The organism is Streptomyces sp. NBC_01257, from assembly GCF_035917255.1.
Lineage (GTDB): Bacteria > Actinomycetota > Actinomycetes > Streptomycetales > Streptomycetaceae > Streptomyces.
Map to the genome: position 1 here is coordinate 4565954 of NZ_CP108472.1, position 24861 is coordinate 4590814.

Genomic DNA, 24861 nt, shown 5'->3' on the forward strand with positions numbered 1-24861 from the left:
CAGCTGTGGAAAGCCGCGGGCCCACGGCGGGTCAGCTGCGGAGGGCCGCCGGCCTGCCGTCGGTCACCGGCTGCGTCGCGTCCAGGTGCGCCCAGGCGATCAGCCGGTGGCTGCTGCCCCATTCCGGCTCGCAGGTGGTCAGCGTCAGATAGCGGCCGGGCCCGTCGAAACCGGACTTGCGGGGGACCGGGTCGATGACCCCGACATCGCTCGGCACGGTGCGGTACGGCTTCTTGTCGATGCGGTACGTGAACCATGTCGTCCCGTCCGTCACCAGCACCGCGTCGCCGGGGCGCAGTTTCGGGAAGTCCTTGAACGGGTCTCCGTAGGTGCGGCGGTGCCCGGCCACCGCGAAGTTGCCCGTCTCGCCGGGGCCGGCCGTGCCGCGGTAGTGGCCCAGCCCCTTCTGCAAGGTCTTGACCTCGGTGTTCTCCAGGACGGGCCGCTCCCAGCTCTTGCCGAAGCGGGGTATGTACAGCATCGCGAACGGCTTTCCGTCGCGGAGGGCCTTGTGGTCCGGGGCTTTCGGGTCGGGCGTCTCCGGTGACGCCGACGGGGCGGGCGCCGGTGCGGGTGCGGGCGTGACCACCGCTCCCTGGGCCCACTGCTTCTGCAGGGCGTCGATCTGGCCCTCGGTCGCACCCGCGGCCTTCACTCCCGTCCAGAACAGGACGTACACCACAAAGAGAACGATCAGGGCGCCGACGGTGATGCACAGCTCGCTGAACGTCCTGACGATCAGTCGCACCGACACCGGTCGGCCTCCCCGCAGCTGCTCGCTACTTCACCGGCTCCGCATAGTGGAGATCCACTGTGCCCGAGTAGCCGGGAAGAGTCACCGCCTCGTGCTCGTCGACTTTCCAGCCGAGCCCGTAGGCCTTCACGTAGAGCAGGTAGTTCTGGATCGCCGGGGAGGCGTTGAGCGCGCGCTCCAGCTTCCCCGGGTCGCCCACGGCGGTGATCTTGTACGGCGGTGAGTAGACGCGCCCCTGGAGGATCAGGGTGTTGCCGACGCAGCGCACCGCGCTGGTGGAGATCAGCCGCTGGTCCATGACCTTGACGCCACGGGCGCCGCCCTGCCACAGGGCGTTCACCACGGCCTGGAGGTCCTGCTGGTGAATGACCAGGTCATTGGGTTGCGGATCGGGGTAGCCGGGGCTCGCGGTGGCGTTCTGCGGGGCATCGTCGAGGGTGACGGACACGGCCCGGCCCGAGAGCTTCGAGGTGCCGGCGGCCCGCTCCAGCGCCTTCAGCCGGGCGTCCTCCGCCTTGGTGCTGCCGTCGTCGCGCTGGGCGAGGGTGTCGATGTCCTGGCGCACGGAGGCGGCGGACTCGTCCAGAGCGGCGTTCTTCTCGCTGCGCTGCTGAATGAGATCGGAGAGTTTCAGCAGCGAGGAGTCCGTACGGATATTGGTGCCCTTGGCGGTGTTCGCACTGGTCACGAAGATGAGTCCGGCCAGGGCGAAAACGGCAGCCGTGAGCACTTTGGCCGGATGCCGGAAGCTGCGCCGGACCGGCCCTGGGGGAGAGTCGGCAGAATTGCTCAACGTACCCTTATCTCCTTCGGCGCCACGGAAGCACTACGCTAACGGACGCCCGGGGGAGGCAGCATTCCCCCTCGCGCCCAGCCCCGGCGCCAGCCACAGTTCCCTGCGCGGTCACGCAGCGCATCGACAGGAGAGTTCCTCGTGCCGAAGTCACGTATCCGCAAGAAGGCCGACTTCACGCCGCCTCCGGCGAAGCAGGCAACCAACATAAAGCTGACCAACCGCAGTTGGGTCGCGCCGGTGATGCTGGCGCTGTTCCTGATCGGTCTGGCCTGGATCGTCGTGTTCTACGTGACCGACGGCGACCTGCCGATCGATTCGCTGGGGAACTGGAACATCGTCGTCGGCTTCGGCTTCATCGCCGGCGGCTTCGGTGTCTCGACCCAGTGGAAGTAGCTCCGCGGACCGCCTAGCACCACAGCGGGCACCCGTCCCGCAACCCTTGCCCTGAGTTACCCACAGCGTTATCCACAGGCGGGGGAAAAGGTCAGACGATCTGTGGATAACTCCTCGGCCATTGACGCCGGTGTGACTGCAGCCACCCTCGACGCGGGCGGCACGCCCCTTGTCCTCGCTGGAAAAACCCAGCTCAGCGACAAGGGGCACAGTTGTACCCGCTGCATGCACAAGATCGCGTGCACGCTGTGGACAACTTCGATCACAAACGGTCGATAACGCCCCCGGTGGCTTCGTGCGCAGCCGTATCCGCGTCGGCATCCGCATTCCGCCTATCGAGCCGCGGAGCCGTTTACGTCAGCGAGGCCGTTCTCGCGACGACGATCAGGATCACCACGAGCAGCACCGCGGCACAGGTGCCGAACTGCACCAGATTCCGCCGCTCCCGTGGCGCGTGCACCATGCCGATCCCGATCAGCGCACCGGCGACCAGCCCGCCCACATGGGCCTGCCAGGCGATGCCGCCCCAGGGGTTGAAGGTGATGACCAGGTTGAGCGCGAGGAGCGTGAAGACCGGGCGCATGTCGTAGTTCAGCCGGCGCATCAGGACGACGGTGGCGCCCAGCAGCCCGAAGATGGCACCCGAAGCACCCAGCGAGGGCTGGTTCTCCGCGGCGAGCCAGTAGGTCAGGGCGCCGCCCGCCAGCCCGGAGATCAGATAGAGCGCGAGATAGCGGGCGCGGCCGAGCGCCGCCTCCAGCGGACCGCCCAGCCACCACAGTCCCAGCATGTTGAAGGCGATGTGCCACACCTCCTGGTGCAGGAACATCGACGTCACCAGCCGGTACCACTGGCCTTCGGCGATGCCCTCGGGCGGACCGCCGTAGTAGAAGTTGGCCCGGCCCAGCAGCACCAGGTCGTCGACCAGGGCCTTGTTGGCCAGCACCGCGACGAACACCGCGAGGTTGATCCCCAGCAGGATCTTGGTGACCAGCCGGGGATCGGCCGCGACGGTGCCGCCGGCGACCGTGCGCGGACTGTTCGCCGCCGGGTGGTGTCCCGTACCCGACCCCTCGCGCACGCAGTCGGGGCACTGGAAGCCGACCGAGGCGCTGACCATGCAGTCGGGGCAGATCGGGCGCTCGCAGCGGGTGCAGCGAACCGCCGTCTCACGGCCCGGGTGGCGGTAACAGCTGACCGGACCGTCGACGGACGGGCTCGGGTCCTGGCCGCCGGGCGGCTGCTGGTCCATCGGTCCCATCACTCCCGGCCCCTCGGTCCTCGTCGTCGCGGCGGCGCGCACGCCACCGCCCTGCGCGTCCGCTCTCTCATCAAGTACGGACGGGCAGGGCGGTTGGTTCCCGAACGGAAGGACCGGAGAGTGACCGCCGGTGACGAAAGGCGATCAGCGCTTCTCGACGACGACCGACTCGATGACCACGTCGTCCAGCGGGCGGTCGGTGCGCGCGTTGGTCGGGATGGCCGCGATGGCGTCGATCACCTTCTGGCTCGCCGGGTCCACCACCTCGCCGAAGATGGTGTGCTTGCCGGTCAGCCATGCTGTCGGCGACACGGTCAGGAAGAACTGCGAGCCGTTGGTGCCCGGGCCCGCGTTGGCCATGGCCAGCAGGTACGGCTTGGTGAAGGCGAGGTCGGGGTGGAACTCGTCACCGAACTCGTACCCCGGACCCCCGGTGCCGTTGCCCAGCGGGTCGCCGCCCTGGATCATGAAGCCGCTGATGACCCGGTGGAAGACGGTGCCGTCGTACAGCCGGTCCGTGGACTTGGCCCCGGTCGCGGGGTGGGTCCACTCGCGCTCACCGGTGGCGAGCTCGACGAAGTTCCTGACCGTCTTCGGCGCGTGGTTCGGCAGGAGCCGGATCTCGATGTCGCCCTGGTTGGTCTTCAAGGTGGCGTAAAGCTGCTCGGCCACGATCTGCCTTCCGTAAGTCTGGTCTGACGTCCACCGATCCTCGCACGGTCCACCCCGCCCGGCGCCCGGCCCGGCCGCGCCGCACGGAGCCTTCGCACCCCTGCGCCCCCTCGCACGCCGTCCGCCTGCGGCTTCCCATACTTCGCGCCGAACGGGGCACAAGAACAAATGCGGCCAAGTGTGTGACCAATCGGCGCGTGGCGGACCGAACCGTGGCATTGTCATCGGGAGGCTCCCCTTGCACCTGCTTGTCCCACGGCATCCTGCATGACTCGAATGACCCGGATGCCCGTCCCACGTGCCCCACAGGCCCCCTGCAGGCATGATCTCGAATTGGGTGGAAAGGCGGAGTACCTACCCGCCACCAAGGAGGAGGATCCCGTGACCCGCATCGACAGCGTGCGCGCCGCAACCGACTCGGCGAAGGACAGCGTGCAGCACGCCGCGGTAGTGGTGGCGCCCTACGCCGACTCGGCCAAGGAGCAGGCCGCTCACTACGCGAACGAGGCACGCACGCTGCTCGCGCCGAAGGTGTCGAAGGCAGCGCAGCAGGCCCGAGTCCAGTACGACGCGCACCTCGCACCACGACTCGAACTCGCCCTCGCACACGTGCCCCCCAAGGTCGACGAGGCGGCACAGCGCGCCGCGCGGGGCACCCGTAAGGCCGCCAAGAGCGCCGCGGACTACACCGTGCCCCGCTTCGAGCACGCCCTCGCCGCCGCCCAGCCCGTGGCCGAGGAGGCCACGGCCCGCAGTTCGGCCGCGCTGGCCGCCCTGCGCGGACAGGTCACGGCGAAGGAGATCAGGAAGCTCACCAAGAAGCACGACCGGCGGGCCAGGGCCGGCCGGGCGTTCAAGGGTCTGGCCGTGGCCGGCCTCCTGGCGGGCGGCGCGTATGCCGTCTGGCGCTGGTGGGACAAGCAGGCCAACCCCGACTGGCTGGTCGAGCCCCCCGCCCCCACCGAGGTCGACGACCGCGCCCCGCTGACCTCGGTCGACGGCAGCGGCGAGCCGATCCTGGACCCTGAGGTCCAGGCGAAGCAGGCCGACGCCGAGGCGGACGGCCGGGACACCGTGGACGGCAAGGACCTGGACGACCGTCCCTGACCTGCCGCCGGACCCGCTCACGAAAAATGCCCTCTGATCTGCGTTCACGCAGATCAGAGGGCATTTCGTATGTGGAGCCTAGGAGATTCGAACTCCTGACATCTGCCTTGCAAAGGCAGCGCTCTACCAACTGAGCTAAGGCCCCGAGAAGCAGGCAGCACCCGACGCTCGGCGTCGTGGGCCACCGCCGCAGACCAGAGTACCGGGTCACCCCCTGATTCCTCCAAAAAGATGGGGGCTCCCGGTCGGCAACCACGCTCCGTAAGATGCTCGTCGAGGTTCGCAGCAGCGAAGCCGCAGCGAAGGGGAGACGCCATGGATGCAGCGCAGCAAGAGGCAACGGCGAGAGCCAGGGATCTTCAGCGCAGTTGGTACGGGGAGCCGTTGGGCGCGCTCTTCCGCCGGCTGATCGATGATCTCGGTCTGAACCAGGCCCGGCTCGCCGCGGTGCTCGGGCTGTCCGCCCCCATGCTCTCCCAGCTCATGAGCGGTCAGCGGGCGAAGATCGGCAACCCCGCGGTCGTCCAGCGCGTCCAGGCGCTCCAGGAACTCGCCAGTCAGGTCGCGGACGGCAGCGTCAGCGCGGGAGAGGCCACCGACCGCATGGAAGAGATCAAGAAGTCCCAGGGCGGCTCCGTGCTCACCGGCACCGGCCAGACCACGACGACCGGCGGCGCCCCCACCGTGCGCCGTGTGGTCCGCGAGATCCAGTCGCTGCTGCGGTCCGTCGCGGCCGCCGGTGACATCATCGATGCCGCGGACTCCCTCGCCCCGACCCACCCGGAACTGGCAGAGTTCCTCAGGGTCTACGGCGCAGGGCGCACCGCGGACGCCGTGGCGCACTACGAGGGCCACCAGAACTAGACGCCGGACCGGACGGCGGCGGCAGTGGCAGCAGAACGCACGGACCGAGACGGGAACGGGGAGCGGGCGCAGCACAATGGGTGAGGTCTTCGCTGGTCGGTACGAACTGATCGATCCGATCGGACGTGGTGGGGTCGGTGCTGTCTGGCGTGCCTGGGATCACCGGCGCCGCCGTTATGTGGCGGCCAAGGTCCTCCAGCAGAGCGACGCGCACACGCTGCTGCGCTTCGTGCGGGAGCAGGCCCTGCGGATCGAGCATCCGCACGTGCTCGCCCCGGCGAGCTGGGCGGCGGACGACGACAAGGTCCTGTTCACGATGGACCTGGTCAGCGGTGGCTCGCTGGCCCATGTCATCGGTGACTACGGCCCGTTGCCCCCCAGGTTCGTCTGCACGCTCCTCGACCAGCTGCTGTCCGGGCTGTCGACGGTGCACGCCGAAGGGGTCGTCCACCGGGACATCAAGCCGGCGAACATCCTGATGGAGGCCACCGGAACGGGACGGCCGCACCTGCGGCTCTCCGACTTCGGGATCTCCATGCGCAAGGGCGAGCCGCGCCTCACCGAGACGAACTACGTGGTGGGGACGCCGGGTTACTTCGCCCCCGAGCAGATGATGGGCGCGGAGCCGGACTTCCCCGCCGACCTCTTCGCGGTCGGCCTCGTCGCCCTCTATCTGCTCCAGGGCCAGAAGCCCGACTCCCAGGCGCTCGTCGAGCACTTCGCCTCGTACGGGACGCCGAGCGCCCCGCAGGGCATCCCCGAACCGCTGTGGCAGGTCCTCGCGGGGCTGTTGCAGCCGGACCCGCAGGCCCGCTTCCGTACGGCCACGGGCGCGCGCAAGGCCCTCACCGCCGCCGTCGAGATGCTGCCCGAACCCGGGATCGACGACGAGCCGGTGGAGGTCTTCGACCAAATCGGCCCGCTGCCCGCCGGGTTCGGCCCCACGGGCCCCGAGCAGGCCTCCCGGACCTCCCACACCTCCGAGGCCCCTCAGATCCCTCAGGCATCCCCTCAGACCTCTCAGGCACCTCAGACTCCTCAGGCAACGGGGCAGCAGCCGTACGCGCAGCCGCAGCCGCCCTCCGCGATGTCGGAGACGGGCAGCTTCCACCTCCCGCCGCCCCCGCAACACCCCACGCCCGCGCCCCAGGCGATGACGCCCGTCGCGGCGCATCCGGCCCAGCAGGCCGCCCCCTACCCCGCTGCCGTACCGGACGCCTCGCAGGCCCCCACCGCCGCGGTGCCGCACGACCAGCCGCTCACCCGGGCCTACACCGCCCAGCACCCACAGGCCCCACAGGCCTCCCATGCCCCGGTGGCCTCCCACGCGGCCCCGGCCCCGCAGACGCGTCCGGGACCGTCCCCGAAGGTGGCGGTCCCGGTCCTGCTGGTGGCGCTGATCTGTTTCGCCGTGGGCATCTGGGCGCTGACCCAGGCCTGAGCGGAGCCCGGCCCGTGAGGGGGGCCGGGCCGCTACCAGGCCTGCGGCGGCCCTCCGTACGGTGACTGCCCGCTGCCGGCGCTGCTCGCACGGCGGCGCGCGAGCAGTGTCCAGGCGCCGAGCGCGATGACGAGCACCGCGCCGGCGCCGATGCCGGCCGCGCCTACCAGCTTCATCGTGTCGCTCTTGCTCTCGGCCGCCTGCAGATCGCTCTGGCCGTTCTTCGCCATGTCCTTGTCGTCCTGCGTGACGGAGAAGATCCCGGCGTCACCCTTGTACGGCGTCCCCTTGGCCTCGCCGTCCACCTTGACCGTCAGCGTGAGCGGGAACGGCTTCTTGCCGTAGGCCGTACCGACCTCCGGGCTCAGTGCGACGGACAGGTAGTACCAGCCGGCGAAGCGCATGGCGCTGACGCTGCTGTCGGAGTCGAACCTGTTGTTGTACGCCACCGGCGGCACCGGGTCGAGGGAGACGGAGGCGGGCTTGCCCGAGTACGCCATGGGCGAGACGTCGTCCACATGACCGCGGGCCGGGTTGTCCAGGGACATCGCGAGCGCGTTGCCGATGTACTCGTTCTCCTCGGTGCCCGTGCTGTTGCCGAGGCCGGCGGTGGCGAAGACCTGCTGCCCCCAGTCGACCGGGACCCGGTAGAAGAGGGTCTGGCCCGGCGTGATCTCGTCCTTCCACTCGCCCGTCTCCAGGCTCGTGGCGTCGTAGTAACTGCTGCCGCCCTGCCTGCGGTTGTCGGCCGCCGCGGCAGGCGGTTCCGGCGAGGCGGACGGCCATTCCTCCGGGGCGTTCGTCGGCATCGAGCCGCCCTCGGCGAGCTCCGGCTCCGTCTCGTACCGCAGCTCCAGGTCCCAGTCCTCCGGGCCCGAGGTGTCCTTGCTCTCCCGCTCGACCAGGACGTTGAACGTACCGGCGCCCTGGCAGGTGCTGCTGTCCTTCTCCACGGTCCGGTAGGCGTACGCGGCGATCGGCCGCGGGTACTCCGCGGACTCGAAGTGGGCGTCCTCGGAGCTGCACCGCAGGTCGGAGTTGTCCCTGATGCTGACCGTGACGCCGTCCCCGTAGGCCACCTTGCCGCCGCCCTTGGGCACCACGACGGCCGAGACGTACGCGTTCGTCGTCGCCGCCAGGTTCAGGCGGTAGTAGAGCTTCTGGCCGGCCTTGATCGTGCTCTTGTAGACCGAGCCGGCCTTGAGCTCCGACGCCTCGGTGTTGACCTCGGCCCCGGTCACCGGCTTCGCGCCCGGGTCGAAGGCGTACGCGCCGTTAGCCCCGTCCGCGTACGCCTGTCCCGGCAGCGCCGCCACCGCGCACATCGCCGCGAACGCGGCCAGTGCCACCCGGCCCCTGCTGCGCTGCCTCATCACGCGCTTCCCCTCGTCGTCCGTGCGGCTGACCCGCGGCGGCTGCGTACATATACGAACACGGCGACCAGTACGGCCATGACGCCCGCCCCGGCAGCAGCCGCGATGCCGGTCCATCCTGCCCCTCCCGCACCACCGCTGTCTGCGGACGCGATCGAATCGCCCCTCTTGTCCGCATCCTGGCCCGCCTCGCCGCCCGCCTTCCCTGCCGCGGCGGGGGCGCCGTGCTCCGGTCCGGTGCGTGCCTCGCCGAGCACCGACACCCGCAGCACCAGACCGATCTGCGGATTCTCCGCGATCTCGGCGGCCTGCGCGCCCAGCGTGACCGAAATGTAGAACTCGCCCCCGGCGTGCACCGGCTGGACGTCGGTCCGGTCCTCGTAGCGGTTCGTCCAGGCGACCGGGACACCACCCATCGCGACCGCCGAAGGACGGCCGCTGTACATCGTGCTCGTGCTGAACTCGCCGCCCCCGGTGAGCGGATGGCGGGCCGGCGTGTAAAGCCGGGTCGCGCCGTAGGAGTACGTGGCGGCCGTCCCGTCCACCGTGGGCTCGTTCGCGAACTCCACGTCGTAGCGCACCTGCTGGCCCCAGCTCGCCGGGACCTTGTACCAGAGCGTCTGGGAGGGCAGGATCCGGTCGCGCCACACGCCCTGGGCGATGGTCCGGGCGTCGTTGAACCCGGTGCCGCCGCGCACGTCACGCGGGTTGCCCGCGGGCAGCGTGGCCTCCTTGCCGCCCCGGCCGTACTCCGTCTGCGACTGGGCGGGCGTCACGCCCTTCGCCAGCGGCGCCTCCGCCCCGAGCACGAGCTCCAGCGGCCAACGTGCGGCGTCCGAGCCCTTCTTGCTCTCCCGCTCCACCACCAGCCGGTACCGGCCCGCCCGGTCGCAGGTACGCGTCCCCGTCTTCGAGCGGATGCGGGCGACCGCCGACGTCAGCGGTACGGCCCCCTCCTTCTGTGCGAAACGCTCGGTGTGCGTCCCGCAGGAGCCGTGCTCGTCGTACTCGATCCTGGTGCTCAGCGCGTCGAACGTGTCCACGGCCGCACCCGGCTGCGGCACCGCCGTCGCCGCGAGGTCCACCGTGGACTCGGAGTCCAGATCGGCGGCGTAGTAGCGCTTCTCGCCCGGGCCGATGGTGTCCAGATACTGCCCCGGTACGAGCACGGGCGCCCGGTCCGCGGTGGCCGCGCCCGCGACGCGCCGGCCCCGGAGGCGGTAGCCGTCCGCGGAGAGCTGCGAGGCACGCTGGAGCTGGCGGGCCAGCGCCTTGGCGTCGGGTGCGTCGTAGTAGCGGCCGTTGCCCGCGTTCGCGATGCACTCCAGCTGCTTGCGGGCCGCGCCCTTCACCTGGAAGCCGACCGTGTCGATCCGCAGCCCGATCCCCTCCCTGCCGAGCTGTTCGGCGACCTCGCAGGGCTGCGGCGTACCGCAGTTGTCCTCTCCGTCGGAGATCAGCAGGACCGTGCGCGTACCGATGGCGCCGCCCGTGGGTTCCGGCAGGTCCTGGGCCGCTTTGCGCAGCGACAGGCCGATGGGGGTGTCGCCCCGGGGCCGTACGCCCGCGACGGCCCGCTTCACCGCGGCCCGGTCGAGCTTCTGCACCGGGCGGACCAGCCGGGTGTCCGTGCAGCCCTGCGGGTGGTCGGCGCCGTACACCCGCAGACCGGTCGGATAACCGTCGGGCAGACCGTCCACGACCGTGCCGACGGCCGTGCGGGCACTCTCCATCCGGGTGTGCCCGGTCCCGTCGTCGTCCCCCATCGATCCGGATGAGTCGAGCACCATGACCAGGCTGCCGCTTCCGTCGGACCGGGCCGCGTCCACCGCGGCGCCGGCACCGGGCGGACCCGCCAGGGCCGGCAGCGCGCCTGCCACCAGGGCGAACAGCGCCCCGCCGATCAATGTCCCCGCCCGCGCAGTGCGGTGGTGTGTGCGTGCCGTCACCCGTGCCCCCTCGACCGAAACCTCAGCTCGTTTGCTCAAGCAACCTATTGATTTGCTTGAGTGAACTCAAGAGCACAGGCGTCACGGTCCCGCAACAGCACGAAGCCCCGGCCGCATCAGCGACCGGGGCTCGCAACAGGCTGTTCTGTCTCACACACCCGAACCTGCGGGCACGGAGTCAGTCGCCTCCGTCCACAGATCCTGCTCGGCGCGATCCGCCTGGATCTGGCGGTACACGAGGAGCCCGCCGATGGCGGCCAGTGCGACCAGGAGAAGCTTCTTCACCGCGCGACCTCGTCTTTCCTTGGCGTAGGGGACTTCTGCTGCCCGACTATACACATCGGCCGATATCGACCGGTGACCTCCCCGCAACCCAACTGGCGCCTGCCGAAGAGCGATCGCCCGGAGACTGTGCATCCGCGGCCGCCGGGTTCCGGCACCCAGGGAACCTCGCCCGGAGCCGGCCCGGACACCGCCTCCGGGGACCGGTTGCACCATACGAGTGGTGTTCATCTGAAGATCGGCGCATCGGCGCCGTCGGTCCACGAAATCGGGAGCCGGATCCACATCATCAGAAAGGTAAGCAAAACGGACCACCTGAAAGTGAGGGGCCATGAGCACCTTCAAGGCCAAGAGCATCTGGACCGCCTTCATCACCGCGTTCTTCGCACTCCTCGCGTCGCTGGGCCTCGCAAGCTCCACCGCCGCGGCCACGGAAGCCACGGTCACGGAGCCGGCGACCACGACCCAGCAGCACACGGGGGCGGCCACGGCAACCGTGACCACACCGTCCGTGCGATGGACCCTTCCGCGTGACCGGGCCCTGCCGCCCACGATGAAGCAGCGGATCCGCGCCGAGGCCCACGGCTCCTCACCCGCCACCCGGCACCTGTCCGCAGACACGACGGACACCGCGAACACCACCAGCACCGCCCGCGCCTCGCACGGAGCCCCGGCGGGGGACGCGTCCCTCCTCCCGCCCTGAGAGCGGCGCACCTGAAGCCCAGAGCCCCCGGGCCGGTTCACACCGGACGGGGGCTTTCCCGTGCCCCCGCACACAGCTCCGTCCCGCACACAGCCCCGTCCCGTCCCTGCGCCCGCTCACGCCTCCTCCCGTGAGGCCGCGTGCGGGGCTTTCCGGGTTCGGGGGTTCTTTCCGTGCGTCAGCATGTGGGCGGGGCAGCCCCGGTGCGTACGACAGGGACACGCAGCGGCACGCAGCCGCGCACAGCGGCACAGGGTCAGCGCGGGGGCCAGGCGCCGGGCGCTCTCCCCGCCCACGTCGGACACCCCCGCACACGCAGAAGGCCCGGTCCCTCCGAAGAGGAACCGGGCCTTCTGCTGTCACTGTGGGGCTAACAGGATTTGAACCTGTGGCCTCATCCTTATCAGGGATGCGCTCTAACCAACTGAGCTATAGCCCCGCCGCGCTTTTGTGTCGCGCTGACGTGAAGAAGATTAGCGCACGTCGGGGCCAGTCCCAAAATCGATAGATGCGTCGCTACTCGTCCTCGGCCAGCGTGAGCTCGACACCGCCCACGAAGCCGGCCGACAAGTTGTAGATGAAGGCGCCCAGCGTCGCCAGCGCGGTCGCCAGCACCACATCGATCACCGCGATGACCGAGGTGAAGATGAGGACCCGCGGCAGCGACAGGAACGACTGCAGGTCGAAGCCGTTGCCCTCGTTGGAACCGGTCGCCTCGCTGATCGTGCCGCCCACGGTGGAGAAGACGCCCATCGCGTCCATCACCATCCACAGGACCGCCGACGCGATCACCGTGCAGATGCCCAGTGCGATGGACAGCAGGAAGCTGACCTTCATCACCGACCACGGATCCGCCTTGGCCACCCGCAGACGCGCCTTGCGGGTGCGCGGAGTGGTCCGCGCCCCCGTCCGGGGTCTGCGGGTCGCCTGTGCCGTGCCTGCGCCCGGCATGCCGCCCTGCTGACCCCCGCGGGGCCGGCCGCCTCCCTGGGTCCCGCCCGGGGGCGAGGGGTAGGCCTGCGGCGGGTGGTAAGGGCCCGCCTGCCCCGGTGCGGGTTCCCGCTCACCGGGCAACGGCCCGGTCGCGTAACCCTCGTACTGGGGCTGAGGGCCCCGGGTATCCGTCACAGTGCCCCCTTGGGAGTCCGTGGCAGGGCCACGGGCACCGTTACCTCCGGTTTCGGAAGCTGCCGGACCGGCGCCCGTGGCTCCACTCACGCTCTACTCCTCGTGCTCCCCGGTCGAGGACGTGTTGCCCTCGACAGTGCCGTCGACCGTGCTCTCGGCAGTCGCCTCGGCCGTGGTGGCCTCGGCTGTCGCTGCCTCGGTCGTCTCGCCTTCGGCATCGAGGTCGACGGCTCCGTCGACCTCTTCGGCCTCGCGGCCTGCCTCGGCGTTGCGAGCGATACCGACAACGGCGTCGCGCTTGCCCAGATTGATCAGTTGGACGCCCATGGTGTCACGGCCCGTCTCCCTGACTTCATTGACTCGCGTACGAATCACACCACCGCCGAGCGTGATGGCGAGGATCTCGTCCGTCTCCTCGACCACCAGCGCACCGACCAGCGAGCCCCGGTCCTCCACGATCTTGGCGGCCTTGATGCCGAGGCCGCCGCGACCCTGGACGCGGTACTCGTCGACGGGGGTCCGCTTCGCGTACCCGCCGTCAGTGGCAGTGAACACGAAAGTACCGGGCCTGACGACATTCATCGAGAGCAGTTCGTCTCCCTCGCGGAAACTCATGCCCTTGACACCCGAAGTGGCACGGCCCATCGGCCGCAGCGCGTCGTCCGTCGCAGTGAACCTGATCGACTGGGCCTTCCTGCTGATGAGCAGCAGGTCGTCCTCGGACGACACCAGCTCCGCGCCGATCAGCTCGTCGTCGCTGCCGTCGGCCGTCTCGCGCAGGTTGATCGCGATGACGCCGCCGGAGCGCGGGGAGTCGTAGTCCTTCAGCGCGGTCTTCTTCACCAGACCGCCCTTCGTGGCCAGGATCAGATACGGCGCCGCGTCGTAGTCGCGGATCGCCAGGATCTGCGCGATCTGCTCGTCCGGCTGGAAGGCCAGCAGGTTCGCCACGTGCTGACCGCGCGCGTCACGGCCGGCGTCCGGCAGCTCGTACGCCTTCGCCCGGTAGACCCGGCCCTTGTTGGTGAAGAACAGCAGCCAGTGGTGCGTCGTCGACACGAAGAAGTGGTCGACGATGTCGTCTTCCTTGAGCTTCGTGCCGCGCACGCCCTTGCCGCCGCGCTTCTGCGAGCGGTAGTCGTCCGTCTTCGTGCGCTTCACATAGCCGCCGCGGGAGATCGTGACGACGATGTCCTCCTCGGCGATCAGGTCCTCGATGGACATGTCGCCGTCGAAGGGCACCAGCTTGGAGCGCCGGTCGTCGCCGAACTTCTCGACGATCGCCGCCAGCTCCTCGCTGACGATCTGCCGCTGCCGCTCGGGCGACACCAGGATCGCGTTGTACTCGTTGATCTTCGCCTGGAGCTCGTCGTGCTCGGCGGTGATCTTCTGGTGCTCCAGAGCGGCCAGCCGGCGCAGCTGCATCTCCAGGATCGCGTTCGCCTGGATCTCGTCGATCTCCAGCAGGCCCATCAGGCCCTCGCGCGCGATCTCCACGGTGTTGCTGCGCCGGATGAGGGCGATGACCTCGTCGATGGCGTCCAGGGCCTTGAGCAGACCGCGCAGGATGTGCGCGCGCTCCTCGGCCTTGCGCAGCCGGAACTTCGTACGCCGGACGATGACCTCGATCTGGTGCGTCACCCAGTGGCGGATGAACGCGTCGATCGACAGGGTGCGCGGCACGCCGTCCACCAGCGCCAGCATGTTGGCGCCGAAGTTGCTCTGCAGATCGGTGTGCTTGTACAGGTTGTTCAGGACGACCTTGGCGACCGCGTCCCGCTTCAGGACCACGACCAGGCGCTGGCCGGTACGCGACGAGGTCTCGTCACGGACGTCCGCGATGCCGCCGACCTTGCCGTCCTTCACCAGGTCGGCGATCTTCTGCGCGAGGTTGTCGGGGTTGGTCTGGTACGGAAGCTCCGTGACCACCAGGCACTGGCGGTTCTGGATCTCCTCGACCGCCACGACCGCGCGCATCGTGATCGAGCCACGGCCGGTGCGGTACGCCTCCTCGATGCCCTTGCGGCCCACGACGAGCGCGCCGGTCGGGAAGTCCGGTCCCTTGATGCGCTCCATCAGGGCGTCCAGGAGGTCCTCCTGCGAGGCCTCCGGGTGCTCCAGGTACCACTGGGCGCCGGAGGCGACCTCGCGGAGGTTGTGCGGCGGGATGTTGGTCGCCATGCCGACCGCGATGCCCGCGGAGCCGTTGACCAGCAGGTTCGGGAAGCGCGCCGGCAGGACCGTCGGCTCCTGGTTGCGGCCGTCGTAGTTGTCCTGGAAGTCGACGGTCTCCTCGTCGATGTCCCGGACCATCTCCATGGACAGCGGCATCATCTTGCACTCGGTGTACCGCATGGCGGCGGCCGGGTCGTTGCCCGGGGAACCGAAGTTGCCGTTGGAGTCCACCAGCGGCATGCGCATCGACCAGTGCTGCGCCAGGCGCACCAGGGCGTCGTAGATGGAGGAGTCGCCGTGCGGGTGGTACGTACCCATGACGTCACCGACGACGCGGGCGCACTTGTAGAAGCCCTTCTCGGGCCGGTAGCCGCCGTCGTACATCGCGTACAGCACCCGGCGGTGGACGGGCTTGAGACCGTCCCGCACGTCGGGCAGGGCACGCGACACGATGACGGACATCGCGTAGTCGAGGTAGGAGCGCTGCATCTCCGTCTCGAGCCCGACGGGCTCGACACGCATGCCCACGCCCTCGACGGGCGGGACCTCTTCGGGCGTCACGGGGACAGGGGTGTTCTCGTCGGCCATTGCTGGTCAAAATCCTTTCGCGCTGCGGCTGCGGCTTGCTTGTACGGCCGACTCAGATGTCGAGGAAGCGGACGTCCTTGGCGTTGCGCTGGATGAACGAGCGCCGCGCCTCGACGTCCTCACCCATCAGCACCGAGAACAGGTCGTCGGCCTGCGCCGCGTCGTCGAGCGTGACCTGACCGAGCACACGGTGGTCGACGTCCATCGTGGTGACACGCAGCTCCTCGGCGTTCATCTCGCCGAGACCCTTGAAGCGCTGGATCGAGTCTTCCTTGATCCGCTTGCCGTTCTGCTTGCCGAGCGCCACCAGGGCGTCGCGCTCGCGGTCCGAGTACGCGTACTCGAAGTCGTCCCGGCCCCACTTGATCTTGTAGAGCGGCGGGCGCGAGAGGTAGACGTGCCCGGCCTCGACCAGCGGACGCATGAAACGGAAGAGGAACGTGAGCAGCAGGGTGTTGATGTGCTGACCGTCGACGTCGGCGTCCGCCATCAGGATGATCTTGTGATAGCGGAGCTTCTCGATGTCGAAGTCCTCGTGGACCCCGGTGCCGAAGGCCGAGATCAGCGCCTGGACCTCGGTGTTCTGCAGGATCTTGTCGATCCGGGCCTTCTCGACGTTCAGGATCTTGCCGCGGATCGGCAGGATGGCCTGGTACATCGGGTTACGGCCGGACTTCGCCGAACCACCGGCGGAGTCACCCTCGACGATGAAGATCTCGCACTTCGTCGGGTCGTTGGACTGGCAGTCGCTCAGCTTGCCCGGCAGCGAGGCGCTCTCCAGGAGCCCCTTGCGGCGGGTCAGGTCACGCGCCTTGCGGGCCGCCACCCGGGCGGTCGAGGCGGCGATGCCCTTGCGGATGATGTCGGCGGCCTCGTTCGGGTTCCGGTCGAACCAGTCCGTCAGCTGCTCGTGGACGACCTTCTGCACGAAGGTCTTGGCCTCCGTGTTGCCCAGCTTGGTCTTCGTCTGGCCCTCGAACTGCGGCTCGCCCAGCTTCACCGAGATGATCGCCGTCAGACCCTCGCGGACGTCCTCACCGGTGAGGTTGTCGTCCTTCTCGCGCAGCAGCTTCTTGTCGCGCGCGTACCGGTTGACCAGCGAGGTCAGTGCCGCACGGAAGCCCTCCTCGTGCGTACCGCCCTCGTGCGTGTGGATCGCGTTGGCGAAGGAGTAGACACCCTCGCTGTACTGCGTGTTCCACTGCATGGCGATCTCGGCCGAGAGGAGACGGTCCTTGTCCTCGGCCTCGATGTCGATCACCGACTGGTGGATGACGTCGCCCTTGCGGGAGTTGAGGTACTTGACGAAGTCGACGATGCCGTTCTCGTAGTGGTACGTGACCGTGCGGGTCGTCTCGTCCTCGGGGACCTCGGTCGCCTCGGCGCTGTCGGCGCCGGCCGTGGCCTTCGCCGACTCGCGCTCGTCGGTCAGCTTGAGGGTGAGGCCCTTGTTGAGGAAGGCCATCTCCTGGAAGCGCCGCGAGAGGGTCTCGAAGGAGTACTCGGTCGTCTCGAAGATGTCCCCGTCGGCCCAGAAGGTGACCGAGGTGCCCGTCTCGTCGGTGGCCTCGTTCTGGGCCAGCGGGGCGGTCGGGACGCCGAACTTGTAGTCCTGGGTCCAGCGGTAGCCGTCCGTCTTGACCTCGACGGCCACCCGGGTGGACAGGGCGTTGACGACGGAGACGCCGACGCCGTGCAGACCACCGGAGACGGCATAGCCGCCGCCGCCGAACTTTCCGCCCGCGTGCAGGACGGTGAGCACGACCTCGACGGCCGGCTTGCCCTCGGACGGCACGATGCCGACCGGGATACCGCGACCGTTGTCGATCACGCGCACCCCGCCGTCGGCGAGGATCGTGACGTCGATGGTGTTCGCGTGCCCGGCCATGGCCTCGTCGACCGAGTTGTCGACGACCTCTTGGACGAGGTGGTGGAGACCGCGCTCACCGGTCGAGCCGATGTACATGCCAGGCCGCTTGCGGACCGCGTCCAGACCCTCGAGCACGGTGATCGCGCTGGCGTCGTACGAGGCTGTCACCTCGCCCGAGGCGGGAGCGACGCTGCTCTCACCGGGGGTGGACGGAATGTTCTCGTTGGGGTTGCCGGAATCGGCCACGAAGCGCCCTTTCTGGCACAGCACAGGCCGTTCTCCGGGCAGGCGGGAGCGGCTGCGTCGTTCGGCTTGTATCGACGAATCCCGCAAGGACGCGGGATTGTCCACCAGTCTACCGGTAGCGCCGACCCGAATGGGGGTTTGCCGGTACCTGAGTCCGCATGTGCCGCCCTGAATGAGCGCCTGACGACTCCCCATATTCGGGAAGGGGCCTCAAGAGGCTCACACGGGCGTTGAGCGCTTCGGCCTGTCAGCTCCCCACTACGGTGAGGGACGCCCGCTGCCCGGCATACGGTTTCCACCACCACGCACCCGGGCAACACGGGTCCCCGGCCCCTCGGTGACAACCGGGACACGCCCCGCCGCGGCTCCCTCCCGCGCACCACGGCAACCGCGGGCGAGCAGGGCAAAAAGGCCAGGTCAGGACAGGTGGGAGCGAGTCGGGACCGGTCAGCCGTAGGTGTCGCCGGGGCCCGTGCTGCCCGGGGCGCGCAGCGGTCCGTACCGGCGCTGCGGGCCGCCCGGGCCCAGCACCTTGATCATTCTCACGGTGCCGTGACCCAGGTCCGCGTTGAGCCGGGCCACCAGCTGCGGCGCCAGCAGCCTCAGCTGCGTCGCCCACGCCGTGGAGTCGCACTGCACCGTCAGGACCCGCTCGTCGGGGTCCTCGTCGTAACGCAACGGCACACAGTGATTGGCCAGATCGTCACCCACGATCTGCGGCCAGCGGCCCATCACACCGCCCACCGCGGCGGGCGTCTCCCAGCCGCGCTCGGTGATCAGACGGTTGATCGCGGCCCCCAGCGGCAGCGGATCCCGGCCGTCGGCACGCGCCCCGGAGCGCAGCCCGCCACCGCGCCTGGCCTGCTTCTTCTGCTGCGCGGCCGCGCCGCGGGCCCGCGCCTGCTCCTTCGCCGCGCGCAGGGCCACCCGGGCCAGATCCACACCCGAGGGCTCCGGCTGCTTCGCCGGGTCCTTGCCGTCCCCTTCGCCGCTCACAACCGCTCCACCTCACCGGCGGACACCGCGTACCGCGCGCCCGCGAGCACCCCGGGGACGTCGTCGTCCACCGCGGCCGTCACCAGCACCTGCTCGCCCGGAGCCACCAGCTCGGCCAGCCGCTCGCGGCGCCGTGCGTCCAGCTCGGCGAAGACGTCGTCCAGCACCAGCACCGGCTCGTTGCCCTCGGTGCGCAGCAGATCGTACGAGGCCAGCCGCAGGGCCAGCGCGTACGACCAGGACTCCCCGTGGCTCGCGTACCCCTTCGCCGGCATCCCGCGCAGCCCGAGGACCAGGTCGTCGCGGTGCGGGCCGACGAGCGTCACACCGCGCTCGATCTCCTGCTTGCGCACCTCGGCGAGGGCCTCGATCAGTTGCGCGTACAGCTCCTCGCGCGTGCGCGCGGGCTCCACACCCGCGCCGACCGAGCTCCGGTACTCCAGCGTCACCGGACCGCCGCCAGGCGCCACGTCCGCGTAGGCCTTGTCGGCCAGCGGCTGGAGGGTCGCGATCAGGTCGAGACGCTGCGCCAGCAGTTCGGCGCCCACCCGCCCCAGGTGCTGGTCCCAGACGTCGAGCGTCGACAGGTCCATGGAGCGTCCACCGTGCCGGCGCGCCATCGCCGCGGACTTCAGCAGGGTGTTGCGCTGTTTCAGCACCCGCTCGTAGTCGGAACGCACTCCGGCCATCCGCGGCGAGCGTGCCGTGACCAGCTCGTCGAGGAACCGCCGGCGCTCGCCGGGGTCGCCCTTGACCAGAGCCAGGTCCTCAGGCGCGAACAGCACCGTACGCACTATGCCCAGCACATCACGCGGCCTGACCTGCGACGATCTATTGATCCGGGCGCGATTGGCCTTGCCCGGATTCAGCTCGAGCTCGATCAGCTGGGACCGCTCGCCCTGGGTGACGGCGGCCCTGATCACGGCCCGCTCGGCGCCCATGCGCACCAGCGGTGCGTCGGATGAGACCCGGTGGCTGCCGAGCGTCGCGAGATAGCCGACGGCCTCGACCAGATTCGTCTTGCCCTGGCCGTTGGCCCCCACGAACGCGGTGACGCCCGGGTCGAGAGGCACCTCGACCCGGGCGTACGAGCGGAAGTCGGCCAGCGACAGATGCGTGACGTGCATGGTGTACGCCGACCTTCCCGGCTGCTGCTCCGTGCTTCGTGGGGCGGGGCCCGACCGACCGGCCGGGCCCGCTCCTCGTTGTGGCTACTTCTTGTTCTCGACCGCGTGGCCACCGAACTGGTTGCGCAGCGCGGCGATCATCTTCATCTGCGGGGAGTCGTCCTGGCGCGAGGCGAAGCGGGCGAAGAGCGACGCGGTGATCGCGGGCAGCGGCACGGCGTTGTCGATCGCGGCCTCCACCGTCCAGCGGCCCTCGCCTGAGTCGGCGGCGAAGCCACGGAGCTGGTCCAGGTGCTCGTCGTCGTCCAGCGCGTTGACCGCCAGGTCGAGCAGCCAGGAACGGATGACCGTGCCCTCCTGCCAGGAGCGGAAGACCTCGCGCACGTCGGTGACGGAGTCGACCTTCTCCAGGAGCTCCCAGCCCTCGGCGTAGGCCTGCATCATGGCGTACTCGATGCCGTTGTGAACCATCTTCGCGAAGTGGCCGGCGCCGACCTTGCCCGCGTGGACGGAACCGAAGTCGCCCTCGGGCTTCAGGGCGTCGAAGACCGGCTGGACCTTCGCGACGTTCTCGGCGTCGCCGCCGTACATCAGCGCGTAGCCGTTCTCCAGGCCCCAGACACCGCCGGAGACGCCGCAGTCGACGAAGCCGATGCCCTTGATGCCCAGCTCGACCGCGTGCTTCTCGTCGTCGGTCCAGCGGGAGTTCCCGCCGTCCACGACGATGTCGCCGGGCGAGAGCAGCTCGGCGAGCTCGTCGATCGTGGACTGGGTCGCGGCACCGGCCGGGACCATGACCCACACGACCCGCGGGCCCTTCAGCTTGCCCACAAGCTCTTCGAGACTGTGGACATCGGCGACGTCCGGGTTGCGGTCGTAACCGATGACGGTGTGGCCAGCGCGGCGGATGCGCTCGCGCATGTTGCCGCCCATCTTGCCGAGGCCGACGAGACCGAGCTCCATCAGAGATTCCTTAAGCGTTGTGCCGATTCGTACCCTGGACCGAGCCTACGCCCGGCAGGGGACAGGACGCCGGGCATGCTCGGCGCTGAACGTGCCCGTCGGGTCCTGCCGCGATTCCTTGGACGTCGGGCAGGACCGGTGACCGGATCAGCCGGAGAGGCGGACCGGCATGATCAGGTACTTGTACGCGTCATCCGCCTCGGCGTCCACGGCCGGCCGGCCGCTGAGCAGCGCGGGCTTGGTGGACGTCGTGAAGGAGAGCTGGGCGACCGGGGAGTCGATGGCGCTCAGGCCGTCCAGCAGGAAGGTCGGGTTGAAGGCGATCGAGATGTCGTCGCCCTCCAGCACCGCGTCGACGCGCTCCACAGCCTGTGCGTCGTCGCTGGAACCCGCTTCCAGGATCAGCACGCCCTGCTCGAAGGTGAGCCGCACCGGGGTGTTCCGCTCGGCGACCAGGGCCACACGCTTGACGGCCTCGACGAAGGGGGCCGTCTCGATGACCGCGACCGAGTTGAACTCGGTGGGGAAGAGCGTGCGGTACTTCGGCAGATCGCCTTCGAGCAGTCGGGTGGTGGTGCGCCGGCCCGCGCCCTCGAAGCCGATGAGGCCCTCTCCGGCACCGGAGCCCGACAGCGCCAGCGTCACCGTGTCGCCGCTGGTGAGCGCCTTGGCGGTGTCCAGCAGCGTCTTGGCGGGCACCAGGGCGACGGCGGACGCGTCGGCGTTCTCCGGCTTCCAGAGGAACTCGCGGACGGCGAAGCGGTAGCGGTCGGTGGAGGCGAGGGTGACGGTGTCGCCCTCGATCTCGATCCGCACACCGGTGAGCACGGGCAGCGTGTCGTCGCGGCCGGCGGCGATGGCGACCTGGGCCGCGGCGGAGGCGAAGACCTCACCGGGCACGGTGCCGGTCGCGGTCGGCATCTGCGGGAGTGCCGGGTACTCCTCCACAGGCAGGGTGTGGAGTGTGAACCGCGAGGAGCCGCAGGCGACGGTCGCCCGTACACCGTCTGTGGAAATCTCGACCGGCCGGTTGGGCAGGGCGCGGCAGATGTCGGCGAGCAGCCGGCCGGAGACGAGCACCGTGCCGTCCTCCTCGATCTCGGCGTCCACCGAGACCCGGGCCGAGACCTCGTAGTCGAAGCTCGAGAAGCTGAGGGCTCCGTCCTCAGCCTTCAGCAGAAGGCCCGCGAGAACGGGCGCCGGCGGACGGGCCGGGAGGCTACGGGCCACCCAGGCCACAGCCTCCGCGAGTACATCGCGCTCCACCCGGATCTTCACCGGAACCGCCTCCTGCTGTTGCTCGCTCGCCCTGCTGGCCTTCGTCGTCTGGTCGGGTCGCTCCACCGATGCCGGGGGAGGACGCCGGGGACCAGTCTGACGTACGGCACCGACACTCGGTGCTGCTCGGGGTCAAGTCGCGACAAGAGGTTCGGGGAGCTCCGGCGCCGAGTTGTGCACAGGCCCCACTTCGAAGCGGATTCCGGGCTAACTATAGGTGGCAGTAGTAGTAGGGCCTGTGGAAACCGTGGATAACGTCGTTTTCGCAGGTCAGACCCTGTTTTTTGTCCACCGACCCTGTGGGTGGCACCGGTGGACAACCCGGGGTTTCTGTGGACACCCGAAAGTTCTGCACAACCGATGCACAGGGCAGGGGGGTTTCTCCCCAGGCCTGTCCCCAGCTTTACCCACCTTCCCCACAGCCCAACCGACCCTCTTGGTGTGACGCCTTTCACTCGGTGCGGTGAAAGCGGGTGTTGCGTTGCCGAACAGTGGACAGCGGTGTGGAGAAGCCCGTCCGGACTGGGGAAAACGGCGGCCCGCCTGTGGGCCGACGGTGGACAACCTTGATCGCTCCCTGTGGACGAAAAACTTGTCCACAGGCTGTGGATCATTGTTGACCACAAATCCCCAGGCTCCTGAGCTGGCCTGATGGAGTATCGGACGCCGCGCCTGTGGAAGCAGTATGGACAACTTTTGGATCCCCAGGCTGTGGAGGGAAAATTCTCCCCAGATCTGTGGAGAACAGCCGTAACCCAGCAGGTATTCGAACAACGCGGGCGGCCGCGCCCCCTCTTCGGGACCGCCCGGAGCGCCGGGAAGGGGCCTCCGGGAGCGGTCGAGGGCGCTTCGGCGGACGCCGGGAGGGCTTCCGGAGACGTGAGGGAGGCGCTCCGGGAGACGCGAGAAGGGCGCTGTGCGGACTCCTGGAGAGTCCGCACAGCGCCCTTCCGGTGCCTGCGGGAGACGGTATGGCGCCCCGTCAGCCGTTCTTGATGCGGTTGGTGAGCTCGGTGACCTGGTTGTAGATGGAGCGCCGCTCCGCCATCAGCGCGCGGATCTTGCGGTCGGCGTGCATGACCGTCGTGTGGTCACGGCCGCCGAACTGCGCCCCGATCTTGGGCAGTGACAGATCCGTCAGCTCGCGGCACAGATACATGGCGATCTGGCGTGCCGTCACCAGCACACGGCTGCGCGAGGATCCGCAGAGGTCCTCCACCGTCAGACCGAAGTAGTCGGCGGTCGCCGCCATGATGGCCGGCGCCGTGATCTCCGGAGCCGCGTCCTCGCCGCCCGGGATCAGGTCCTTCAGCACGATCTCGGTCAGCCCGAGGTCGACCGGCTGACGGTTCAGGCTGGCGAAGGCCGTCACCCGGATGAGAGCGCCCTCCAGCTCACGGATGTTGCGGGAGATGCGGGAGGCGATGAACTCCAGGACCTCGGGCGGAGCGTTCAGCTGCTCCTGCACCGCCTTCTTGCGCAGGATCGCGATCCGCGTCTCCAGCTCCGGAGGCTGCACATCGGTGGTCAGACCCCACTCGAATCGATTCCGCAGCCGGTCCTCCAGCGTCACCAGCTGCTTGGGCGGGCGGTCCGAGGACAGCACGATCTGCTTGTTGGCGTTGTGGAGCGTATTGAAGGTGTGGAAGAACTCCTCCTGCGTCGACTCCTTGCTCGCCAGGAACTGGATGTCGTCGACGAGCAGGATGTCGACATCGCGGTACCGCTTGCGGAAGGTGTCGCCCTTGCCGTCGCGGATCGAGTTGATGAACTCGTTGGTGAACTCCTCCGAGCTCACGTACCGCACCCGGGTGCCCGGGTAGAGGCTGCGGGCGTAGTGCCCGATGGCGTGCAGCAGGTGGGTCTTGCCGAGCCCGGACTCCCCGTAGATGAAGAGCGGGTTGTACGCCTTCGCGGGTGCTTCGGCGACGGCGACGGCCGCGGCGTGCGCGAACCGGTTCGACGCCCCGATGACGAAGGTGTCGAAGAGGTACTTCGGGTTCAGCCGCGCGTGCGGTTCGCCGGGGCCGGGTGCCGGTGCGGGCTGTGCGCCCATCGGACCGGTGCCGCCGCCGGGCCGGCCGGTACCGCCGCCCTGCCGGTGCTGCGGCTCCTGCATGTCGTGGCGCTCGGGGCGCTGGGACTCGTACCCCTGGCGCTCGGGCGGCTGCGGACGGTAGTCGTGCTGCGGCTGCTGCTGGGGGCGGCCGCCGTACGGCTCGCGCCACTGGTCGGCGGACGGATCGCGGTCCTGGAATCCGCCGAGCCGGGGCTGCTGCCAGGAGAGGTCCTCCTGGGTGCGCGGCCAGGCGCCGGGTTCCGGGCGCTGCTGCTGCTGGTAGTCGGGGTAGGCGGGCCGGGCCGTCGGCATTCCGTCGTCCGAGGGCCGGTGGCCGTAGCCGTCGTACCCGTCGTTGTGCTGCCGCTCGTCGTGCTGCGGTCCCTGGTAGCGATGCTGCTGCGGCTGCTGGGACTGGTGCATCGGCGGGGCCGGCGGGTTCGGCGGTTCGCCCGCGGAGTCGTCGACCGTGATCGCGATCCGGATCGGCCGGCCGCACTCGCGGCTCAGCGTCTCGCTGATGAGCGGGGCGAGCCGGCCCTCCAGGACGCGCTTGCCCCATTCATTGGGGACGGCGAGCAGGGCGGTGTCGGCGACCAGTGCGAGCGGCTGGCAGCGCTCGATCCACTGCTTGTCCTTCGGCTCGATGCCCTGCTGGCCCTCCCCGAGGAGTTGCTCAAGCACTCGTGGCCACACTGCGGCAAGATCGGCAGGTACGTCAGCCACAAGGCACGCTCTCTCGCTGGTCCCACGAATGTGTGTTTCTCGGGACGTATGGGTCGGGATGGGTGAGGACCGGCAGGCGGGAAGAAAAAGAACCGGGGTTCAGCCACGGT

Annotated in this window: 20 protein-coding genes and 2 tRNA genes; 5 read left to right on the plus strand and 17 right to left on the minus strand. The window is 69.4% G+C overall.

Annotation, left to right across the window (positions count from 1 at the left end; genetic code table 11):
• Window positions 1-31: 31 nt before the first annotated feature.
• Window positions 32-754, minus strand: coding sequence for a class E sortase (locus OG408_RS19595; RefSeq protein ID WP_266780376.1), 723 nt, complete (start codon window positions 752-754; stop codon window positions 32-34).
• 25 nt (window positions 755-779) lie between these two features.
• The gene (locus tag OG408_RS19600; protein ID WP_266780377.1) at window positions 780-1547 is read right to left on the minus strand and encodes a DUF881 domain-containing protein; all 768 of its coding nucleotides are present in this window, start codon (window positions 1545-1547) and stop codon (window positions 780-782) included.
• A gap of 141 nt (window positions 1548-1688) precedes the next feature.
• Between OG408_RS19600 and crgA the strand changes: the two genes are divergently transcribed.
• Complete coding sequence (gene crgA / locus OG408_RS19605) at window positions 1689-1943, plus strand: cell division protein CrgA (RefSeq protein WP_136326732.1); 255 nt, start codon at window positions 1689-1691, stop codon at window positions 1941-1943.
• A gap of 352 nt (window positions 1944-2295) precedes the next feature.
• Here crgA and OG408_RS19610 read toward each other — a convergent pair whose 3' ends face one another.
• Both OG408_RS19610 and OG408_RS19615 read right to left on the minus strand, forming a co-directional pair.
• Window positions 2296-3195 (minus strand): rhomboid family intramembrane serine protease, encoded by a 900-nt coding sequence (locus OG408_RS19610; RefSeq protein WP_266780378.1) that lies wholly within the window; start codon window positions 3193-3195, stop codon window positions 2296-2298.
• Between the two features lie 153 nt (window positions 3196-3348).
• Complete coding sequence (locus tag OG408_RS19615) at window positions 3349-3876, minus strand: peptidylprolyl isomerase (protein ID WP_266780379.1); 528 nt, start codon at window positions 3874-3876, stop codon at window positions 3349-3351.
• A gap of 381 nt (window positions 3877-4257) precedes the next feature.
• On the opposite strand from OG408_RS19615, the gene OG408_RS19620 reads away from it, so the two are divergent.
• A complete protein-coding gene (locus tag OG408_RS19620; protein ID WP_266780380.1) occupies window positions 4258-4983 on the plus strand; it encodes a DUF5324 family protein in 726 nt (241 codons plus the stop codon).
• A 72-nt stretch (window positions 4984-5055) separates the two neighbouring features.
• Here the strand turns inward: OG408_RS19620 and OG408_RS19625 are convergent.
• Window positions 5056-5128: transfer RNA gene (locus OG408_RS19625), tRNA-Ala, on the minus strand.
• 170 nt (window positions 5129-5298) lie between these two features.
• Here OG408_RS19625 and OG408_RS19630 point away from each other — a divergent pair.
• Window positions 5299-5847, plus strand: coding sequence for a helix-turn-helix domain-containing protein (locus OG408_RS19630; protein WP_266780381.1), 549 nt, complete (start codon window positions 5299-5301; stop codon window positions 5845-5847).
• Between the two features lie 76 nt (window positions 5848-5923).
• Entirely contained in the window at window positions 5924-7288 is a 1365-nt protein-coding gene (locus OG408_RS19635; protein ID WP_326671069.1) for a serine/threonine protein kinase, read from the plus strand.
• 32 nt (window positions 7289-7320) lie between these two features.
• Here the strand turns inward: OG408_RS19635 and OG408_RS19640 are convergent, their stop codons facing one another.
• The 3 genes from OG408_RS19640 to OG408_RS19650 all read right to left on the minus strand — a co-directional run bounded on the left by OG408_RS19640 (window position 7321) and on the right by OG408_RS19650 (window position 10895).
• A complete protein-coding gene (locus OG408_RS19640) occupies window positions 7321-8661 on the minus strand; it encodes a hypothetical protein (protein ID WP_326671071.1) in 1341 nt (446 codons plus the stop codon).
• Window positions 8661-10610, minus strand: a complete 1950-nt coding sequence (locus OG408_RS19645; RefSeq protein ID WP_266780384.1) for a vWA domain-containing protein — start codon at window positions 10608-10610, stop codon at window positions 8661-8663. Before OG408_RS19645 ends, OG408_RS19640 begins: the two co-directional genes overlap by 1 nt.
• Before the next feature lie 150 nt (window positions 10611-10760).
• A complete protein-coding gene (locus OG408_RS19650) occupies window positions 10761-10895 on the minus strand; it encodes a DLW-39 family protein (RefSeq protein ID WP_003958712.1) in 135 nt (44 codons plus the stop codon).
• A 328-nt stretch (window positions 10896-11223) separates the two neighbouring features.
• Between OG408_RS19650 and OG408_RS19655 the strand changes: the two genes are divergently transcribed.
• The gene (locus OG408_RS19655; RefSeq protein ID WP_266780385.1) at window positions 11224-11595 is read left to right on the plus strand and encodes a DUF6344 domain-containing protein; all 372 of its coding nucleotides are present in this window, start codon (window positions 11224-11226) and stop codon (window positions 11593-11595) included.
• A gap of 365 nt (window positions 11596-11960) precedes the next feature.
• Here the strand turns inward: OG408_RS19655 and OG408_RS19660 are convergent.
• From OG408_RS19660 to dnaA, 9 genes are all read right to left on the minus strand, one after another.
• Window positions 11961-12034: transfer RNA gene (locus OG408_RS19660), tRNA-Ile, on the minus strand.
• A gap of 77 nt (window positions 12035-12111) precedes the next feature.
• Window positions 12112-12723 carry a DUF3566 domain-containing protein gene (locus OG408_RS19665; protein ID WP_266780386.1) on the minus strand — a complete coding sequence of 204 codons (612 nt, stop codon included), beginning with the start codon at window positions 12721-12723 and terminating at the stop codon, window positions 12112-12114.
• Between the two features lie 93 nt (window positions 12724-12816).
• Window positions 12817-15486 (minus strand): DNA gyrase subunit A, encoded by a 2670-nt coding sequence (gene gyrA, locus OG408_RS19670; RefSeq protein WP_285574555.1) that lies wholly within the window; start codon window positions 15484-15486, stop codon window positions 12817-12819.
• Between the two features lie 52 nt (window positions 15487-15538).
• Window positions 15539-17626 (minus strand): DNA topoisomerase (ATP-hydrolyzing) subunit B, encoded by a 2088-nt coding sequence (gyrB, locus tag OG408_RS19675; RefSeq protein WP_285574558.1) that lies wholly within the window; start codon window positions 17624-17626, stop codon window positions 15539-15541.
• Between the two features lie 423 nt (window positions 17627-18049).
• Window positions 18050-18598 carry a DUF721 domain-containing protein gene (locus OG408_RS19680; protein ID WP_266780388.1) on the minus strand — a complete coding sequence of 183 codons (549 nt, stop codon included), beginning with the start codon at window positions 18596-18598 and terminating at the stop codon, window positions 18050-18052.
• Complete coding sequence (gene recF / locus OG408_RS19685; protein ID WP_266780389.1) at window positions 18595-19725, minus strand: DNA replication/repair protein RecF; 1131 nt, start codon at window positions 19723-19725, stop codon at window positions 18595-18597. Before recF ends, OG408_RS19680 begins: the two co-directional genes overlap by 4 nt.
• Before the next feature lie 84 nt (window positions 19726-19809).
• Entirely contained in the window at window positions 19810-20688 is an 879-nt protein-coding gene (gnd, locus tag OG408_RS19690; protein WP_266780390.1) for a phosphogluconate dehydrogenase (NAD(+)-dependent, decarboxylating), read from the minus strand.
• A 147-nt stretch (window positions 20689-20835) separates the two neighbouring features.
• Window positions 20836-21966 (minus strand): DNA polymerase III subunit beta, encoded by a 1131-nt coding sequence (gene dnaN, locus OG408_RS19695; protein WP_266786289.1) that lies wholly within the window; start codon window positions 21964-21966, stop codon window positions 20836-20838.
• A gap of 982 nt (window positions 21967-22948) precedes the next feature.
• Window positions 22949-24751, minus strand: coding sequence for a chromosomal replication initiator protein DnaA (dnaA, locus tag OG408_RS19700; protein ID WP_266780391.1), 1803 nt, complete (start codon window positions 24749-24751; stop codon window positions 22949-22951).
• Window positions 24752-24861 lie beyond the last annotated feature (110 nt).

Coding starts and splice junctions, on each gene's coding strand:
- OG408_RS19610 (WP_266780378.1), bottom strand. CDS start 3,195: ATGGACCAGCAGCCGCCCGGCGGCCAGGACCCGAGCCCGTCCGTCGAC.
- OG408_RS19630 (WP_266780381.1), top strand. CDS start 5,299: ATGGATGCAGCGCAGCAAGAGGCAACGGCGAGAGCCAGGGATCTTCAG.
- OG408_RS19635 (WP_326671069.1), top strand. CDS start 5,924: ATGGGTGAGGTCTTCGCTGGTCGGTACGAACTGATCGATCCGATCGGA.
- OG408_RS19640 (WP_326671071.1), bottom strand. CDS start 8,661: ATGAGGCAGCGCAGCAGGGGCCGGGTGGCACTGGCCGCGTTCGCGGCG.
- OG408_RS19655 (WP_266780385.1), top strand. CDS start 11,224: ATGAGCACCTTCAAGGCCAAGAGCATCTGGACCGCCTTCATCACCGCG.
- gyrA (WP_285574555.1), bottom strand. CDS start 15,486: ATGGCCGACGAGAACACCCCTGTCCCCGTGACGCCCGAAGAGGTCCCG.
- recF (WP_266780389.1), bottom strand. CDS start 19,725: ATGCACGTCACGCATCTGTCGCTGGCCGACTTCCGCTCGTACGCCCGG.
- gnd (WP_266780390.1), bottom strand. CDS start 20,688: ATGGAGCTCGGTCTCGTCGGCCTCGGCAAGATGGGCGGCAACATGCGC.